Annotated in this window: 21 protein-coding genes; 13 read left to right on the forward strand and 8 right to left on the reverse strand. The window is 29.0% G+C overall.

Annotation, left to right across the window (positions count from 1 at the left end):
• Nucleotides 1-39 precede the first annotated feature (39 nt).
• A complete protein-coding gene (locus tag ACYQ1U_RS01165; protein WP_459886348.1) occupies nucleotides 40-204 on the forward strand; it encodes an EAL domain-containing protein in 165 nt (54 codons plus the stop codon).
• Here the strand turns inward: ACYQ1U_RS01165 and cysE are convergent, their stop codons facing one another.
• The 8 genes from cysE to ACYQ1U_RS01205 form a co-directional block, all read right to left on the reverse strand.
• On the reverse strand, nucleotides 205-906 hold the full coding sequence (cysE, locus tag ACYQ1U_RS01170) for a serine O-acetyltransferase (RefSeq protein ID WP_459883387.1): 702 nt from the start codon (nucleotides 904-906) through the stop codon (nucleotides 205-207).
• Nucleotides 890-1,465 (reverse strand): dTMP kinase, encoded by a 576-nt coding sequence (gene tmk, locus ACYQ1U_RS01175; protein ID WP_459883388.1) that lies wholly within the window; start codon nucleotides 1,463-1,465, stop codon nucleotides 890-892. The genes cysE and tmk overlap by 17 nt, the downstream gene beginning before the upstream one ends.
• The gene (coaD, locus tag ACYQ1U_RS01180) at nucleotides 1,449-1,931 is read right to left on the reverse strand and encodes a pantetheine-phosphate adenylyltransferase (protein ID WP_459883389.1); all 483 of its coding nucleotides are present in this window, start codon (nucleotides 1,929-1,931) and stop codon (nucleotides 1,449-1,451) included. The genes tmk and coaD overlap by 17 nt, the downstream gene beginning before the upstream one ends.
• A 91-nt stretch (nucleotides 1,932-2,022) precedes the next feature.
• Nucleotides 2,023-2,541: a UbiX family flavin prenyltransferase gene (locus ACYQ1U_RS01185; RefSeq protein WP_459883391.1), complete on the reverse strand. Its 519-nt coding sequence runs from the start codon at nucleotides 2,539-2,541 to the stop codon at nucleotides 2,023-2,025.
• A gap of 19 nt (nucleotides 2,542-2,560) precedes the next feature.
• A complete protein-coding gene (gene flgA, locus ACYQ1U_RS01190; protein WP_459886351.1) occupies nucleotides 2,561-3,154 on the reverse strand; it encodes a flagellar basal body P-ring formation chaperone FlgA in 594 nt (197 codons plus the stop codon).
• On the reverse strand, nucleotides 3,151-5,472 hold the full coding sequence (lon, locus tag ACYQ1U_RS01195; protein ID WP_459883392.1) for an endopeptidase La: 2,322 nt from the start codon (nucleotides 5,470-5,472) through the stop codon (nucleotides 3,151-3,153). Before lon ends, flgA begins: the two co-directional genes overlap by 4 nt.
• Before the next feature lie 8 nt (nucleotides 5,473-5,480).
• A complete protein-coding gene (bamD, locus tag ACYQ1U_RS01200; protein WP_459883393.1) occupies nucleotides 5,481-6,098 on the reverse strand; it encodes an outer membrane protein assembly factor BamD in 618 nt (205 codons plus the stop codon).
• Nucleotides 6,091-8,667, reverse strand: coding sequence for a valine--tRNA ligase (locus tag ACYQ1U_RS01205; RefSeq protein WP_459883395.1), 2,577 nt, complete (start codon nucleotides 8,665-8,667; stop codon nucleotides 6,091-6,093). The genes bamD and ACYQ1U_RS01205 overlap by 8 nt, the downstream gene beginning before the upstream one ends.
• Nucleotides 8,668-8,764: 97 nt before the next feature.
• On the opposite strand from ACYQ1U_RS01205, the gene fliW reads away from it, so the two are divergent.
• The 12 genes from fliW to mnmE are packed head-to-tail and all read left to right on the forward strand — an operon-like array spanning nucleotide 8,765 to nucleotide 16,733.
• On the forward strand, nucleotides 8,765-9,148 hold the full coding sequence (fliW, locus tag ACYQ1U_RS01210; RefSeq protein WP_459883397.1) for a flagellar assembly protein FliW: 384 nt from the start codon (nucleotides 8,765-8,767) through the stop codon (nucleotides 9,146-9,148).
• Nucleotides 9,138-9,905 (forward strand): pyrroline-5-carboxylate reductase, encoded by a 768-nt coding sequence (proC, locus tag ACYQ1U_RS01215; RefSeq protein WP_459883399.1) that lies wholly within the window; start codon nucleotides 9,138-9,140, stop codon nucleotides 9,903-9,905. Before fliW ends, proC begins: the two co-directional genes overlap by 11 nt.
• A complete protein-coding gene (locus tag ACYQ1U_RS01220) occupies nucleotides 9,883-10,572 on the forward strand; it encodes a type II secretion system protein (protein ID WP_459883401.1) in 690 nt (229 codons plus the stop codon). Before proC ends, ACYQ1U_RS01220 begins: the two co-directional genes overlap by 23 nt.
• A complete protein-coding gene (locus ACYQ1U_RS01225; protein WP_459883403.1) occupies nucleotides 10,569-11,591 on the forward strand; it encodes a prepilin-type N-terminal cleavage/methylation domain-containing protein in 1,023 nt (340 codons plus the stop codon). Before ACYQ1U_RS01220 ends, ACYQ1U_RS01225 begins: the two co-directional genes overlap by 4 nt.
• A complete protein-coding gene (locus ACYQ1U_RS01230) occupies nucleotides 11,588-11,992 on the forward strand; it encodes a hypothetical protein (protein ID WP_459883405.1) in 405 nt (134 codons plus the stop codon). The genes ACYQ1U_RS01225 and ACYQ1U_RS01230 overlap by 4 nt, the downstream gene beginning before the upstream one ends.
• A 42-nt stretch (nucleotides 11,993-12,034) precedes the next feature.
• Nucleotides 12,035-12,535: a ribosome hibernation-promoting factor, HPF/YfiA family gene (hpf, locus tag ACYQ1U_RS01235; RefSeq protein ID WP_459883407.1), complete on the forward strand. Its 501-nt coding sequence runs from the start codon at nucleotides 12,035-12,037 to the stop codon at nucleotides 12,533-12,535.
• A 42-nt stretch (nucleotides 12,536-12,577) separates the two neighbouring features.
• Entirely contained in the window at nucleotides 12,578-12,712 is a 135-nt protein-coding gene (gene rpmH, locus ACYQ1U_RS01240; protein ID WP_007472994.1) for a 50S ribosomal protein L34, read from the forward strand.
• A 41-nt stretch (nucleotides 12,713-12,753) separates the two neighbouring features.
• On the forward strand, nucleotides 12,754-13,008 hold the full coding sequence (rnpA, locus tag ACYQ1U_RS01245) for a ribonuclease P protein component (protein WP_459886354.1): 255 nt from the start codon (nucleotides 12,754-12,756) through the stop codon (nucleotides 13,006-13,008).
• Nucleotides 12,965-13,285: a membrane protein insertion efficiency factor YidD gene (yidD, locus tag ACYQ1U_RS01250; RefSeq protein ID WP_459883410.1), complete on the forward strand. Its 321-nt coding sequence runs from the start codon at nucleotides 12,965-12,967 to the stop codon at nucleotides 13,283-13,285. Before rnpA ends, yidD begins: the two co-directional genes overlap by 44 nt.
• The gene (gene yidC / locus ACYQ1U_RS01255; protein WP_459883412.1) at nucleotides 13,269-14,789 is read left to right on the forward strand and encodes a membrane protein insertase YidC; all 1,521 of its coding nucleotides are present in this window, start codon (nucleotides 13,269-13,271) and stop codon (nucleotides 14,787-14,789) included. The genes yidD and yidC overlap by 17 nt, the downstream gene beginning before the upstream one ends.
• Complete coding sequence (locus ACYQ1U_RS01260) at nucleotides 14,786-15,436, forward strand: Jag N-terminal domain-containing protein (RefSeq protein WP_459883414.1); 651 nt, start codon at nucleotides 14,786-14,788, stop codon at nucleotides 15,434-15,436. Before yidC ends, ACYQ1U_RS01260 begins: the two co-directional genes overlap by 4 nt.
• Nucleotides 15,405-16,733, forward strand: coding sequence for a tRNA uridine-5-carboxymethylaminomethyl(34) synthesis GTPase MnmE (gene mnmE / locus ACYQ1U_RS01265; protein ID WP_459883416.1), 1,329 nt, complete (start codon nucleotides 15,405-15,407; stop codon nucleotides 16,731-16,733). The genes ACYQ1U_RS01260 and mnmE overlap by 32 nt, the downstream gene beginning before the upstream one ends.
• Nucleotides 16,734-16,750: the final 17 nt, after the last annotated feature.

Here is a 16,750-nt window from a genome sequence, read left to right on the forward strand (position 1 = left end):
CCAGATGATGAAGAGGATGTTTCTATTTCAAGAGCAATTATTTCAATGGGGCACTCACTTGGTAAAAAAATTGTAGCAGAAGGTGTTGAAACAGAAGCTCAAGTAGAGTTTTTAAGAGAAAATGGATGTGACTTCATTCAAGGGTTTTATTATTCAAAACCACTTCCAGAAAAAGAATTTTTAGAATTTATAAATAACTTTTAATTATTTGTTTTTAAATGCTTCAAGATAGTCTCTATATTTTTTTTCTATTTCTTCATCTTTTTCAATGATGTTTTTGTCATTGTTAATAATTGCTTCTTCTAGAACTTTTATTCTGTCCATCAAATATTCAAATAACTCTTTTTCAATATCAGGTAGTTTGTTGTGTCCAAGAGGGGTATAGTCTTTTCTTTTTATAACTTTTCCAGGAATCCCTACAACAGTAGAGTAAGGTGGGACATCTTTTACTACGACAGAATTTGCTCCAATTTTGCTACCTTTTCCGATAATAATATTACCAAGTACCTTTGCTCCAGCACCAATAATACAATCATCTTCTATTGTTGGATGTCTTTTTCCAGGATTTAAGCTAACTCCACCAAGTGTTACACCTTGATATATTGTTACATTATTTCCTACAATTGCAGTTTCACCAATAACAACTCCAATACCATGGTCTATAAAGACATTTTCACCAATTGAAGCTGCTGGGTGTATATCTATATTAGTAACAAATTGATTAATACTCATTATAAATCTTGCTATTCTTCTAAATCCTTTTTTATAAAGTACATTTGCTATTCTATAAAAGGCTAAAGCCCAAACACCAGGGTATGCATAAAATAATTCAATATTATTTTTAAAAGCCGGATCTCTATTTTTTACAGCTTTAAAATCACCTATTATTTTATTTAATAAGCCCACTTATTGCCTTTTTTATTCTAAAGTTTATTTCTTCTATAGAGTTTGAAGCATCCAGTAAAAGGTATGGGATTTCAAGTCTTTTACAAGTTGCAATTAAGTTTTGTTGAATTTTTATAAGATATTCAATTCCTCTTTTTTCTATATTATCATGTGTCTTTTTTGATAATCTATTAATTAGTTCCTCTTTTTCTATTTTTAAAATGATTACAAATTCAGGAAATATAGAGTCAGTTGCGAAATTATTCAAATTTACAAGCATATCAAAATCAAAAAATTCCATTGCATAAGCAATACCGCTTATCACACTTCTATCACTTATTATTAGTTTATTATAGTTTGGTTTTATTACTTTTTCATTTAGTTCGGCTCTATCTGCTAAAAATAAAAATAGTTCAGTTTTTTTATGAATATTTTCATTAAAAATTATTTCTCTAAGTTTTTTTCCAACTTTTGTAAAACCTGGTTCTTTTATAAGGACAGCGTCTTTAAAATAGTTTTTAAGCAGTTCTATTTGAGTTGATTTTCCAGTTGTGTCAATTCCTTCAATTGCTATATACATTTTTTAAATCCTTGAGTATTTCTTTTGGCACTAAGTGACTTACATCCCCATTATATTTTAAAATGCTTCTAACAACACTTGATGAGATAAATGCATTTTGTAAATTTGGCATAAGATAAATAGTATCTATACTTTCATCAAGACTTTTGTTTGCATATCCCATTTGAAGCTCGTATTCAAAATCACTAACAGCTCTAAGACCTCTTATAATTATTTTAGCTTCTTCTTTTTTTGCAAACTCTACAAGTAAACAACTAAAAGGTTTAACTTCTATTTTTGGGAAATTTGAAGTGGCCTTTTTCATCATTTCAACTCTTTTATCAAGATTAAACATTGTTCTTTTATCTTTATTATCAGCAACTGCTACAATTATTTTATCAAATATTTTACAAGCTCTAACTATTATATCAATATGACCATTTGTAACTGGATCAAAAGTTCCAGGGTATATTGCTTTTGTAAACATTCAAATCCTTTTAAAATGTTATTTGTGTATTGGTATATTAGTTTTATCATATATTTATTTGGAACTCGGAACTTGGTTACTTGGCAACTATTCATTGCCATCTTTTAAATAAATTATTCTTAATACCTGCTAAATCGAACCATTTTCCAATGAGAAACATTTCAACTTCTTCAATGTTTTTTGGTTTATTATAATAAGCTATAACTGGAGGTGCAATTATAACATTTTGAAGGCGAGATAGTTTTAGCATATGTTCAAGATGAATTTGACTAAAAGGCATTTCACGAGGTGCAATTATTAGCTTTTTTTTCTCTTTTATAGCCACACTAGCAGCTCTTGTAATTAGATTATCTGCAATTCCAAGGGCAATTTTGGCTAAAGTATTCATACTACAAGGTACAACAAAAGTTATATCTATTCCAAAACTACCGCTCGCAGGTGCAGCAGCAATATCATCATTTAAAAAAATATTTTCTTCTTTTTCTAAAACAACTTTTGCATTCTCACTAATCACTAAATATCTCTCATACTCTGGTGGTATTAAATTGTATAGTTTTATTCCAAGACTAGCTGTGCTTGCACCACTAACGCATACTAATACTTTTTTCATTTTTTACTCCAATCTGAGTTTAATTGTTATCAATTGTAACTATTCCTTTTTTTATTACTTTAGCATTAAAGATTTTTTTATCCATTTCAATGGGTATTATTTCTCCAATATTTCCATCTTTTAAAGCCTTTGCTTTTGAATAAATTTTAATATTTTGTGAATTTATTATTACTGTTACTCTCTCTCCTCTAAGGACTGAGGGAGCAATTTTTGTATTTGATTCATTGATTATCGTATTTTTTGAAATAATTTTTGAAGCAATTAGATTATTTGGTATTTTTATTAAAGGTTTTGAATAAAAGAATCTAAAATTTACAATTTCTTTTTTGATATTGATATTTTCAAGAATAGGGGAGTTTTGTTTTATTATTTGGGTGGCTTTGAAAACAGGAATTTGTGCTTTTATTTTTATGTAATAGTAACTATTATCAATCTTTATACTTCCACTTGGAGATTTTGGGTTTATTAAAAACTTAATATTTTTATATTTTTTAGGAAATGGTTTTGAAGATTTAATTTTTTCTATAATTATATTTGGATACTCTTTTTTATAAAAAGATATTATTTCATTTTGAACAGTTGCTAAAAGAAAAAGAGGTAAAAGAATTATTATTTTACGAGGGCATGGTCAAGTACTTCTTCAATTCTTTTTACAGGTACTATTTCTAAACCAGCTTTCACTTCTTCAGGTACATCATCTAAATCTCTTTCATAATTCTTTTCAGGTATTAAAACTTTTTTGATTTTAGCTTTGTATGCTGCTATTAGCTTTTCTTTAAGTCCACCAATTGGCAGTACTTCTCCACTTAAAGTAATTTCACCAGTCATTGCTATATCACTTCTAACTTTCTTTTCGCTAAAAATACTTGCAATTGCTGTTGTCATTGTAATTCCAGCACTTGGACCATCTTTTGGAATAGCTCCCTCTGGGACATGAATATGTACATTATATTGATAATAAATTGGGTCTTTGCTTCGTTTTACTTTTATTTTTTTACTATCAATTAAAATTTTAACTAATGTAAATGCAATATGGGCTGATTCTTTCATAACATCGCCAAGTTGACCAGTTAGTATTACTTGACCTTTTCCGCGATATTTTACGGCTTCAACTTTTAATACATCTCCTCCAACCGGAGTCCAAGCTAATCCGTTTACTACTCCAATTTTATTTTGTTTTTTTATAGTATCAATTTCATATAGTGGTTTATCAAGAAAATCTTTTAAATTCTTAAGAGTTACTTTTACTTGCGTTTCACCTTCTAATATTTTAATAGCAGCTTTTCTCATAATTTTTGCTAGTATTCTTCTTAAATTTCTAACTCCTGCTTCTTTAGTGTATTTATCTATTATTTCTTTAAGAGCCGCATCAGTTATATTAATTTCACTTTTTTTTAGAGAATGTTTTTTTGCTTCTTGAGGAATAAGGTATCTTTTTGCAATTTCAAATTTTTCTTGAGGAGTATAACTTCCAACAAAAATCATTTCCATTCTGTCTCTAAGAGGTGCTGGAATAGTACTTGGGTCATTTGCCGTTGCAATAAATAATACTTTACTTAAATCTAAATCAAAGTTTAGGTAAAGGTCTCTAAAGTTAGTGTTTTGTTCTGGATCAAGGATTTCAAGTAGTACTGCTGTTGGATCTCCTCTATATCTTGCAATTTTATCCACTTCATCAAGAACTATTACTGGGTTCATCTCTTTTGCATTAATTAGTCCTTGAGCAATACGCCCAGGCATTGCACCGATATATGTTCTTCTATGACCTCTAAGTTCATTTACATCTTCAAGTCCACCAAGAGCAATTCTAACAAGCTTTCTATCAAGCGATGCTGCAATAGAGTTTGCAAGGCTTGTTTTACCAACACCTGGAGGTCCTACAAAACATAAAGTTGCTCCACTAAATTCTTCACCTCTTTTTTTTGCAAGTTCTTTTGCTCCAAAGTACTCTACAATTCTTTCTTTGGGTTTTTTAAGGCCATAATGGTCTTTATCTAGTCTATTTTTTAATTCATTTATATCAAAATCTTCTTTTGCATATTCACAAAAAGGTATTTCAAGAGCCCATTCAATATAGTTTTGAGTAGTTGTAGCTTCTGCACTATCTGGGTGCATTCTTGAGAGTCTATCTATTTGTTTCTTTATTTCTTTATAGGCATCTTCTTTCATACAAGGTTTTAGTTTTTCAAGTTTTTCTCTATATTCTTTTATCTCTTCTTCAAGCTCATTTGTCATACCAAGTTCTTGCTGGATTAATTTTAATTGCTGTTTTAGTAGATGCTCTCTATTTGCTTCTTGGACTTGTTCCATTACTTTGCGTGAGAGTTCATTTTTTAGTTTTATTGATTCAATTTCTTCTAAAATAAAATGAATTAGTTTTATTAATCTCTCTTTTGTATAAATCTCTTTAAAGAGTTCATATCCTTTTTCTACAGGAAGTTTTAGTGAACTTGCAATAATGTCTACTATTCTATTCGCATCAGAATTGCTATCAATTATTTTTATAAAATCCTTTGGAAAGAAAGGATTTAACTCACTTAAAGTTAAAATGTGCTCTTTTAAAGTTTCAAGTAACGCTTTTTCTTCTTTTGCATCTTTATAAACAGGAACTACTTTATCAACAATTGCCATAGTAGGGTTTTTGTCAGTTATTTCTAAAATTTTACCTCTCTCAAGTCCTTGAAAAAGAATTTTCACCCTACCTTCTGGTAGGGTCACTTTTCTAATAATAGTACCAATTGTACCGAAAGTACCAGGCTCATCTTTAACTGATACAAAAAGTAAAGAGTGGTCATTAATAGCTTTTTGAATAGCAATAATATCTTCTTTTCTTTCGAGGAAAATTGGAATAATCATAAAAGGATATATTAATTCTTTTTCTATTAATACGGGAACTTCCGTTGGTAATTCATTATAATTTTCTAGTGTCATGTCTCTCCTTACCAATAAAATATTTTTTTATACCATGGAACCTTTGGTGGTTTTGAGTTTTTAGGTATATTTGTTTTATATTCTAAAGCGGCTTTTTTGCCTTCATTTTTATAAAGCTTATATATTTTATCATCTAAATATTTATTTGTCAATAGTGCTTTTAAGTAAATTGTGTTTACTTCATATAAGTATCTTGAGTTAGGGAATTTAGTTTTATACTCTTTACATTTATTGATAATTTTTAATACTTTTCCTTGATTTGTATAAGCATTTTGGTAGGAGAGAAAATCAATTTTTATTTTTTGATACTCACACCATGGAATTTCTTCTAGACTAGCAAACCTTTTTTCATATTGGTCAAGGTAAAATTTTGCAAGTTCATAGTCTTCATTTTTTAAATGAGCTAAATATAAACTCATTAAGTCTGTTTTTATGTAAATTGATCCAGGATGTTCTGCTTCAAGTGTTAAAAACAGGTTATCAGCTTCATCGAGATAATTAGTGTTTATAGCTTTATAAATTTTTGAATGAATAGCGTTTGCAGTTAAGTTTTTTTCCGTTTTGTTTTTTGACGTGCACCCTAAAAATAAAAGCCCAAAAGAAAGGATTAATAAAGTTTTACGCATTTAGTTTCCTTAATTCTTCTTCAATTTTTGCTAGTTTTTCTTTAAATTCATCTAGTTCTTTTTGATTTTTTTCAACAACTTCTTTTGGTGCTTTTTGTATGAAGTTTGGATTTTGCAGTTTTTTATTTAGTTTTTCTATCTCTTTATTTAGTTTTGCTTTTTGATTTTCAAGTCTTTTTATTAGTGGATTTATATCGATTTCGTCTTTGCTTACCATTGTTTCAAGGTTATCACTAATATCTCTAATTGCATTTTCAATTGGAGTTTCTATAAATTCAACTTCTTCCACTTTAGCTAATTTTTTAATGTATTCTTTAGCAAGTTCAGGTAAATTTGCTAGGACAAAAGCTTTTTTAAAGTTACTTTGAGTGAGAGCCTTTATTCTTCTTAGACTAACAATAGCTTCTATAATTAAGTCAAAATCAGCTGGTTTAGCAGTTTCCTTTACTTTAGGATACTCTTTTAACATAATAGTATTTTTTTCTATATCAGGATTTTGAGATAGTTCTTGATATAAAAATTCAGTAATAAATGGCATAAATGGATGAAGTAGTTTCATTGATTCTTTAAAAATACTTCCAAGTTCGTTTATGCTTTCTTTACTAACTTTACTAAGTTCAATTCCCCAGTCACAAAAATCTTGCCATAAATATCTATAAAGTGTCATTGCAGCATCATTAAATCTATATTCATCAAGCTCACGTCTTACATTTTTAACAGCTTCATTAAATTTATGGTACATCCAAATTCCTAAGTCTGTTTTTATTTCGATTTCATCTAAATCAGCAAAAGAGTCTTGGTGCATTTTTAAAAATCTTGCAGCGTTATATAATTTATTTGTAAAGTTTCTAGATTCTATTATTTTTGCTTCACTAAGCCTAATATCTCTTCCTTGTACTGCCAAGATTGCCAGAGTAAAACGTAATGCATCAGCTGAATATTTTTCAATAATTTCAAGTGGGTCAATTACATTACCTTTACTTTTACTCATTTTTTGACCGTGTTCATCGCGCACAAGTGCGTGAAGATAAACATCTTTAAATGGAACTTCTTTTAAGAAATGAACACCCATCATAAGCATTCTTGCAACCCAGAAGAATAAAATGTCAAATCCTGTGATAAGTAAATTATTTGGATAAAATCTTTTTAAATCCTCTTCTTTATATTTTTCTCCTTTACCCCATTCACCATTTTCCCATCCAAGAGTAGAAAATGGCCAAAGAGCTGAACTAAACCAAGTATCAAGTACGTCTGGGTCTTGATGGAAGCTTTTTGACTTACATTTTGGACACTCTTTTGGTTCATCTACGCTTACCCATTCATGCCCACATTCATCACAGTAATATACTGGAATTTGATGTCCCCACCAAAGTTGGCGAGATATACACCAATCTCTAAGTTCTCTCATCCAGGCATCATAGTTATTTTTCCATTGAGGCGGGTGAAATTTAACATCACCTTTATTTGCCGCTTCGATTGCAGAAGCTGCCACTTCTTTTTTCAAAAACCACTGAGTAGAAACGTATGGTTCAATTACACTTTTACATCTATAGCAGTGTCCTACTTGATGGATATGTTTTTCTCTTTTTTCAACAAATCCAAGGTTTTCAAGTTTTTCTACAATTTTAGGACGAGCTTTAAGTCTATCTAGCCCCTCAAACTCTCCTGCTTGATTATTTAGAATTCCTTTTTCATCAAATACTTTTATCAAAGGCAATTTATGTCTTAGTCCCACTTCATAGTCATTTGGGTCGTGAGCTGGCGTAACTTTTACCGCACCTGTACCAAATTCCATATCAACATACTCATCAGCAATAATAGGGATTTCTCTATCAATTAGAGGAAGTCTAACTTTTTTGCCAATTAGATGTTTGTATCTTGTGTCTTGTGGATTTACCATAACTGCAGTATCGCCAAAATAGGTCTCAGGTCTTGTAGTAGCCACAACAATATATTCATTACTATCAACGATTGGATATTTGATGTAAACTAGCTCGCCCTCATGAGTTTCATACTCAACCTCAATATCACTCAATGCCCCATCTTTTGGACACCAGTTTACCATATAGTTGCCCTTAACAATATAACCCTCATCATAAAGTTTTTTAAATGCAACCCTAACAGCTCTTTGGAGTCCTTCATCCATTGTAAAGCGTTCTCTACTCCAGGCAGGACTTGCTCCAAGGCGTCTAAGTTGCTTAGTAATAGTTCCACCTGAAAATTCTTTCCATTTCCATACTCTTTTTAAAAATTCCTCACGACCCAACTCTTCTTTTGTTTTGCCTTCAGCTAAAATTTGTTTTTCTACTACGTTTTGAGTTGCAATTCCAGCGTGGTCAGTTCCTGGCTGCCATAAAGTTGCATATCCATCCATTCTTTTGTATCTAACCATAATATCTTGGAGAGTAAAAGTAAGTGCGTGACCGATATGTAGACTTCCTGTAACATTTGGAGGAGGCATCATAATACAAAAACTTTTTGATTTTGAATAATCTACTTCAAAAAATTTGTTTTCTTCCCAAGTTTTATAAGCTTTTGTTTCAAATTCTTTAGGATTGTATTCTTTCATTAAAATCCTTTTTTCTTGCAATTATACCAACAAAATTACAAAATTCTTGTGATATAATATGGAATGTTTTTTGCTAAGCGTTAAAAAAAGGATTAATATGAAATTTAATGCAATATTACCTATTTTAGGTTTTGAGAACGAAAAAGAGTATGAATTAGAAGAGATTAATGATATTTTTTATAAATTAAATGGTGAAAATGTTTCTTTTACTTTGATTAATCCTTTCAAAATAAGAGATGATTACGATTTTGAAATAAGTGATAGTGAACAAGAATCTTTGAAACTTGATGAAAATAAAAATTTTTTGGTGTTGAATATTGTTACGGTTAATGAGCCTTTTTTGGAATCTACTGTAAATTTTGCTGCACCTTTAATATTTAATTTGGATGATAAGTTAATGGGACAAGTTATTTTAGATAAATATAATTATGGTTTAGCTGAACCTCTTAAAAAGTTTGCAAAGGGTGAGAGTGATAGTTAGTATAATTGGATATGGAGCAATGGCAAAAGCCATTTTAAATGGAATGGAGAATGGAGAATTTAAACTTAAAGGCGAAAAATTTGAAGTTGAGGTTGTTGGAAGAAGTGAAAATAAATTAAAAGAGATAGAAAAAGAGTTTAATATAAATACAGCTTTAATTGATGGGTATGATATTACGGGAAAAGTTGTTATTTTAGCTGTGAAACCATATGCTCTTCAAGAAGTTTCTATGAGAATAAAAGGTGAGGCTGAAGTTTTAATTTCAATCCTCGCTGGTAAACCTTTAATAGAACTTCAAAAATACATAAAAGCAAAATCTTACATCCGTGCAATGCCAAATATAGCTGCAAAACACTCTGCATCTACTACTGCGATTACTGGAGATGAAGAAGCAAAACCTATTGCAGAAGAGATTTTAAACAAAATTGGAGAAGTAGTTTGGGTAAATAATGATGATGAATTGGATATGGCAACAGCTATTATAGGAAGTGGTCCAGCTTTCTTAGCAATAATAGCAGAAGCTATAAGTGATGCAGGAGTTTATACAGGACTTAAAAGAGAAGTAAGTGAAAAGTTAACTAAAGGACTTTTTAAAAGTTTTGCAGCATTAAATGAAAATTTTTCAAATATTAAAAATAGTGTAATGAGTCCAAAAGGTACAACAGCAGAGGGTATTTATACTCTTGAGAGCGAAGGTATTAGAGGTAGTATTATAAAAGGTATTATAAATACTTATGCAAAGTCAAAAAAGATATAAATCATTTACATTAATTGAACTTTTAGTTTCAATAATTGTTATTGGAATAATAATGACTACTATTCCACTTTTTTTACAAACATTAACAACTTCTGCAAAAGTTAGTATAAAAGAAGAGGTCTTTTTCTCTCAGTTTTCATTGCTTTCTCTTATTAATACAAAATATTTTGATGAAAATAATACTAGAGGAGATAATTTTTATAAAGATTTAAATGCCACTAAAGGAGATTCTGATCTTTTAATTGAAAAATTTGGAGATGAGCTAAATAGGCTAGGGAAGAAATTTATTAATAATAATCAATTTAGAAGTGGTAGTAGTGATACTGTTAGTACTATAGGAATTGATGATGAAAATATAAGTGATATTGCAACTTATGATGATATAGATGATTTTGATGGATTTAAAGAAAATATAAAAACAGGAATTAGTTCAAAAGGATACAGTATACAAGTAGAAGTTTATTATATAAGAGATGAAGCTAATTATAATGACCAAAACATTTTATTTAATATGGATTATACATCTCTTGGAAAAAATGGTTTTAGTAACATTAAGCTTATAAAAGTTTATACTACTTTTGCAGATGGTAGTAAAATTCAGTTAGAATATCCTACTTGTAATATTGGAGCCTCAAAAATACTCTCCTTAGAGGAGATAAATAGATGAAAAAAGCTTTTACTCTTGTTGAAGTATTAGTAGTTGTGGTAATACTAGGTATATTAGCTACGATTACAACTCAGATAATAATAAAAATTTATGAAAATTATTACTATACAAAAGAATTTAATAAACTATCTTTTGAGACAGAGACTGTTTTGAATAAAATAGCTGCAAAATTATCTTTAAGAGTAGCAAATTCATTAATTGCGGTTGAATGTAATATCTCAAGTAATGCTTGTAAAGATGCAAATATAACAAGTTTTAATTTATTATCAGCAATACCTGAAGATGAAATTGACAAATATAAGGTAATTGAGTGGCTAGGAATTGATATATATTCAAAAAGAGGAATGTGGGATAAAAATTTAAATAGAGTTGTCCCAGGCTTTTCAGGATTTGTAGACTTAAAAGATACTGAAGTTTTAGGAGAAGATAAATATAATATTACTACTCCTTATAGTAATTTTAATTATGTAAAACAAATAGATGGTAACTGGACATTAAGCTTTGGAATAAGTGGAGATGTTTTTGCTAATAGATATGAAGTATTAATATTTTCTGGTCCTGATGATAGAGGTGATTTTTTAGATGTTAATCATTCTTACGGATATTATAGAAATAAGTTTTTAACAAACAGTGCTACAAGAGTATTTGAAATAAACGAAAAAGAGAGTAGCTTTAAAGACTCCACTCAAAAAACTATTTTAAATATTAAAGCTATTGATGAATCAAACTCAACTACCGTTTATGAAAAATATTATCTAGTCAATACTGCTTACGCAATTGTTCCTGTATGTAATGATAATGAGTGTAATGATTTTAATTTGACATTAAAATTTAATTATTATCCTTGGAATGGAGATGATTATAGTGATGGTAATAGTTCTTTAATAGCGTCTCATGTTACTCAATTTAAATTTAGAGAAGTAAATGGAATTTTGAGAATTTTTATCTGTATGTCAGCTCCTAAAATAAAAATTGGTAATGAACCTTTAACAGTTTGTAAAGAAAAGGTAGTATTTTGAAAAATGGATTTTCTTATTTTTATACTATAATTTTTTTAATAGTTATGGCACTAATTGGTATTATGATAATGCAAGTTAGTGCCACTTCTACTAAACATACGGCAAGAAGTTTTTTAGATACTAAAGCAGAGCTTATTTTACGTTCAGCCACTGAATATGCAATAATGGCAATTCAAGCACATGATTATACAAAAGGTAGAATTAATGAAATCAATATGACTTACCCAGGGTTTAATGTAAATACAAAATTTCATTATTTTTCTACAAGTTGTAGTGATAATGGATGTTCTAAAATAAATACAGCAGACACTAATATGAGTGTGTTGATATATGTAACTGTGGCTTCTAAAAATCCTTCATTTAGAGTAAGAAAAGTAAAAGTGACGCTACAAAATCCTTAGATTTAGTTATAATTAAGATGAATGTTTATTGAAAGGAGCATCATGAATGTAACAATAGTTGGAAGAGGTGTTAGTTTAACTGAGCCTATGAAAGATCACATTAAAAAAGTAGTAGAAGAAGTAGAAAAATATAATTTAGGAATTATGCATGCAGTTGTAACAATAGATAAAGATAAAAGAGATTTCTTCACAGTTGAAATAATTATGAATATTCCTGAAAAAGGTACAGCAGTAGTTCATTATAAAGATAAAGATATGTATAGTGCGCTTGATAAGTCAAAAGATAAACTAGAAAAACTTCTAAGACGTTATCATGATAAAAAAATAAATCATAGAAAAAAAGATAGAATTGAAGAATTAATAGTAGAAACTGAGGAGAATGAAATAGTTGAAATGCCTCTTGATGTAGAAAAACCATTAAGTATTGAAGAAGCAGTTGAGGAGTATAAAAACTCTGGCCTTTATTTTATGGTATTTAAAGATACAAGTGGTGAAAAAAGAGTAATTTATAGAAGAAAAGATGGTAAGCTTGGATTATATTAGTTTTTTTAGTAAAATTCCACACAAAATTTTAAAGGAGTGTTAATGAAAAGAACTTATCAACCAAGCAAAATTAGAAGAAAAAGAACACACGGATTTAGAGCAAGATTAAAAACTAAAAATGGAAGAAAAGTTCTAAAAAGAAGAAGAGCTAAAGGTAGAAAAAGATTAGCGGTTTAAGTTCAGCTGAAATAAAAAATCTTTATAAGAAAGGAAGGAGAATATATACCAGATATTTTACGGTATATTTTCTCTCTTCTGAAAATTTTAAAGTATCGCCAGTAGTCTCAAAAAAAATATCAAAAAAAGCCGTAGTAAGGAATAAAATAAAAAGAAGAATAAGACATCTTGTAAAGATGAATTTTAATAAAGGTTTGTTTGTAATAGTCGCAAAAATGGATGTATCAGAAATTAAGTTTGAAATGCTAAAAAATGATTTTAAAAAAATTGGCGATCAGATTTATAAAACTGTATAAATATTTTAGCCCCTTATTTGGTAATAAGTGCAGATACTATCCTACATGCAGCACTTATGCTATTTGGGAATTTGAAAACGACAATTTTTTTAAAGCTTTATTTAAAGTTACTTTAAGAATTCTTAAATGTAATCAGCTATTTAAAGGTGGAATAGATTATCCAGTTGTTACTAAAAAAATAGAGCCCGTTTATAAACAAAAGAAAGTTATTTACTGGTATGTTCCTATAAAAAAAAACAAATTTATAGTTATAAAGGCAGATGATGGAAAGAGATAATTTAAGAAGAATTATACTTGCTACTGTAATATCATTTATATTTTTCTTTGTTTATGATTATTTTGTATTACAACCAAGTATGAAACAAAATACACAAAAAGAAGTTACAAAAAAAGAGATTAAAAAACCTGTTAACTCAGAAGACTTAATTAAAACTGAAACATTAGTAAAAGTTGAAGCAAAAGATTATGAAATAAGAGTAGACTCTCTTGGTCGAATTTCATCTTTTACATTAAAACAAAATAAATTTAATACCCAAAAAGGTAAACACTTAGAATTAATTCCACCAAAACTTCCAAAACCACTTGAAATTAGGTTTGAAGATGAAAACTTAAATAAAAAAGCTTTTTCTACTAAGGTAACGGTAGATAAAAATTATATAAAATTAGATAATAAACCTAAAAAATTAACTATTACTCAAAATTTAGGAGAATTAGTAGTTAAGAAAATTATTACATTTTATCCAAATGGAAGATATGATGTAATAGTCAAACTCTCAAAAAATGCTAAGTACTTTATAACTCCAGGACTTAGACCAGAAGTAGCAATAGATCAATTAACAATTCATGGAGCATTAATAAAAAAAGCTGATAATACTTTAGAAATTATTGAAGATGGAGACGCTGAACTAAAAACAATAAATAATGCATTAGTAGTTTCTGGATTTGATAGATATTATACAACTCTTTTATTTTCTAAAAAACCTGTAGCAGTAGAAGTTGTTGCTGATAAAGAAAAAAATCCTTTAATTTTTATTAAAAATGATAAAGATTTAAATTTAATAGGTTATATTGGACCGAAGTATGTAGATACACTAAGAAGTATTGATCCAAATTTAGTTGAGGTAGTTCAATATGGAGTTGGTACATTTTTTGCAAGAAATCTTTTCTTAGTGCTGGATTTTCTATATAAAATTTCAGCAAATTGGGGTGTTGCAATTATTTTATTAGTAATTTTGGTAAGACTAGTGCTATTCCCTCTTACATTTAAGGGAATGGTAAGTATGTACAAACTTAAAGAACTTGCTCCTAAAATGAAAGAAATTCAAGAAAGATATAAAAAAGATCCTCAAAAACTTCAAATGCATATGATGAAACTTTATAAAGAACATGGTGCAAATCCTCTTGGAGGGTGTTTACCACTTCTTTTACAAATTCCAATTTTTTATGGAATATATAAGCTTTTATTATATTCAATTGAACTAAAAGGTGCACACTTTCTATGGATTAAAGACTTAAGTGTTATGGATCCATTCTTTATTTTACCAGTGTTGATGGGTGTGACTATGTATTTACATCAAAAACTAACACCTACAAACTTTCAAGATCCAATGCAAGAGAAAATTTTTAAATTCCTACCGGTTATTTTTACAATTATGATGGCAACATTTCCAGCAGGTTTAGTGCTTTATTGGACAATAAATAATATTTTATCTATTTTACAGCAAGTAATTATCAATAAAGTAATGGAAAGTAAAAAGCTTTTAAAAAAGGCTAAAAAGTGAGAATAGAAGCTAAAACACTCGATGAAGCGTATCTTGAAGCAGCAAAAAGACTTAATTGTTCAGTTGCTGAATTACAAGTAAAAGTAATTCAATATCCTAGTAAGGGTATTTTTGGTCTTTTTTCTAAACCTGCAATTATCGAAGTTGAAGAAAATATTGAGAGGGATATAGAAGATATAATTCCTGAAATAAAAGATGGATTAGATAGACTTTTTAAGAAAAGCTGTTTTGATGTAGAAGTTAAAGAAGTTAAAAAATATGATGAAGAAACAGTTTTTATAAAAATTGATGGAGCTGATGCTGCTCTTTTAATTGGAAAAGAAGGCTATAGATATAATGCTCTAAATTATATGATGTATAACTATGTAAATCAAAAGTTTGGATATAAAGTGAGACTTGAAATTGCTGAATTTTTGAAAAATCAAGAAGAGATGTTAAGAAATTTCTTAGCTCCATTTATTGAAAAAGTTAAGATTAAAGGATATGGTAAGACTAAGCCTTTTGATGGAATTTTAGCGTTTTTAGCACTTGAGATTTTAAGAGAAGCTTTTCCAGATAAATATGTAGCTTTAAGAGGAGAAGACGAAGAGAAATATGTTGTAATTGGAGATAAGCATGGAGACAATAGCAGCAATAGCAACGCCTAATGGCGTTGGTGCGATTTCAATTGTAAGAGTCTCTGGAAATAAAGCTCTTGAAATAGCAAAAAAACTTACAAAAAAAGATAACTTTTCTCCAAGAGTTGCAAAGCTTTGCAAGGTTTATGATTCTAATGATGACCTTATTGATATGGCATTAGTTATTTACTTTAAAGCCCCAAACTCTTTTACAGGAGAAGATATCGTAGAATTCCAGTGTCATGGTGGAATTACTGTTAGCCGTATGATACTTGAAGAAATATTAAAACACGATGTTAGACTTGCTCTTCCTGGGGAATTTAGTAAACGAGCTTTTTTAAATGGAAAAATTGATGCATCTCAGGCTGAAGCTATTGCAAAACTGATTGAAACTAGATCACGTGAAGGTGCTAAGCTTCTTAGCCGTCAACTTGAAGGGGATTTAGCAAAATTTGTAGAAGACATTAGAAATAAACTTATTGAAATAATGGCTTATAGTGAAGTATTTATTGACTATGCGGAAGAAGATTTGCCAGAAACTCTTGGTGAGGATATTAAAAATATGTTAAATCATATTGAAGAGACTTTAACTCATACTCTTGAAGTTTCAAAAAGACGAGAGGGAATGCTTAGTGGATATAAAGTAGCAATAGTTGGTAAACCAAATGTAGGGAAAAGTTCTATTTTAAACGCTTTACTTAATAAAGAGAGGGCAATTATTAGTGATATTGCAGGAACTACTAGAGATACAATAGAAGAAGACATTCAAATAGGAAGTCATTTAATTAGAATTATTGATACAGCTGGTATAAGAGCTGCGAAAGATGAAATAGAAAAAATTGGTATTGAGAGAAGTAAAAAAGCAATAAAAGAAGCTGATATTGTTTTGTGCGTGTTTAGCGCAAATGAGTTTAATGAAGAAGATGAAGAGATTTTTAATTTAATAGACAACGAAAAAGATGTAATTGTAGTTATAAATAAAATTGATAAAGGTATTAAAATAGACCTTGAAAAATTTAAAAAGTTTAAAATTGTTAAAATCTCAGCAAAAGAGGATATTAAACCATTAACTCTTGCATTACAAAGCCTTCTTGATAGCTTTTCAGGTGAAGATGAACATATTTTAATTTCAACTCGTCAAATAAGTGTAGTTGAAAAAGCTTTAAATTCTATTAATGAGTCAAAAGAGTTTTTAACTACAGGAGAGCTTGAGCTATTTAGTTATCAAATTCAAGATGCAATAAAAGCAATTAGTGAAATTACTAAGCCATTTGAATATGATGAAATGCTTGATAAGATGTTTAGTAGTTTTTGTGTTGGAAAATAAATAATACAAAAGGAGCG

It is taken from the genome of Caminibacter profundus, from assembly GCF_054657155.1.

What these genes read in the sequence shown, in the direction of transcription:
- tmk (WP_459883388.1), bottom strand. Translation starts at nt 1,465, where the DNA reads ATGTATATAGCAATTGAAGGAATTGACACAACTGGAAAATCAACTCAA.
- coaD (WP_459883389.1), bottom strand. Translation starts at nt 1,931, where the DNA reads ATGTTTACAAAAGCAATATACCCTGGAACTTTTGATCCAGTTACAAAT.
- ACYQ1U_RS01185 (WP_459883391.1), bottom strand. Translation starts at nt 2,541, where the DNA reads ATGAAAAAAGTATTAGTATGCGTTAGTGGTGCAAGCACAGCTAGTCTT.
- lon (WP_459883392.1), bottom strand. Translation starts at nt 5,472, where the DNA reads ATGACACTAGAAAATTATAATGAATTACCAACGGAAGTTCCCGTATTA.
- bamD (WP_459883393.1), bottom strand. Translation starts at nt 6,098, where the DNA reads ATGCGTAAAACTTTATTAATCCTTTCTTTTGGGCTTTTATTTTTAGGG.
- ACYQ1U_RS01205 (WP_459883395.1), bottom strand. Translation starts at nt 8,667, where the DNA reads ATGAAAGAATACAATCCTAAAGAATTTGAAACAAAAGCTTATAAAACT.
- fliW (WP_459883397.1), top strand. Translation starts at nt 8,765, where the DNA reads ATGAAATTTAATGCAATATTACCTATTTTAGGTTTTGAGAACGAAAAA.
- ACYQ1U_RS01220 (WP_459883401.1), top strand. Translation starts at nt 9,883, where the DNA reads ATGCAAAGTCAAAAAAGATATAAATCATTTACATTAATTGAACTTTTA.
- ACYQ1U_RS01225 (WP_459883403.1), top strand. Translation starts at nt 10,569, where the DNA reads ATGAAAAAAGCTTTTACTCTTGTTGAAGTATTAGTAGTTGTGGTAATA.
- hpf (WP_459883407.1), top strand. Translation starts at nt 12,035, where the DNA reads ATGAATGTAACAATAGTTGGAAGAGGTGTTAGTTTAACTGAGCCTATG.
- rpmH (WP_007472994.1), top strand. Translation starts at nt 12,578, where the DNA reads ATGAAAAGAACTTATCAACCAAGCAAAATTAGAAGAAAAAGAACACAC.
- yidD (WP_459883410.1), top strand. Translation starts at nt 12,965, where the DNA reads ATGATTTTAAAAAAATTGGCGATCAGATTTATAAAACTGTATAAATAT.
- yidC (WP_459883412.1), top strand. Translation starts at nt 13,269, where the DNA reads ATGATGGAAAGAGATAATTTAAGAAGAATTATACTTGCTACTGTAATA.
- mnmE (WP_459883416.1), top strand. Translation starts at nt 15,405, where the DNA reads ATGGAGACAATAGCAGCAATAGCAACGCCTAATGGCGTTGGTGCGATT.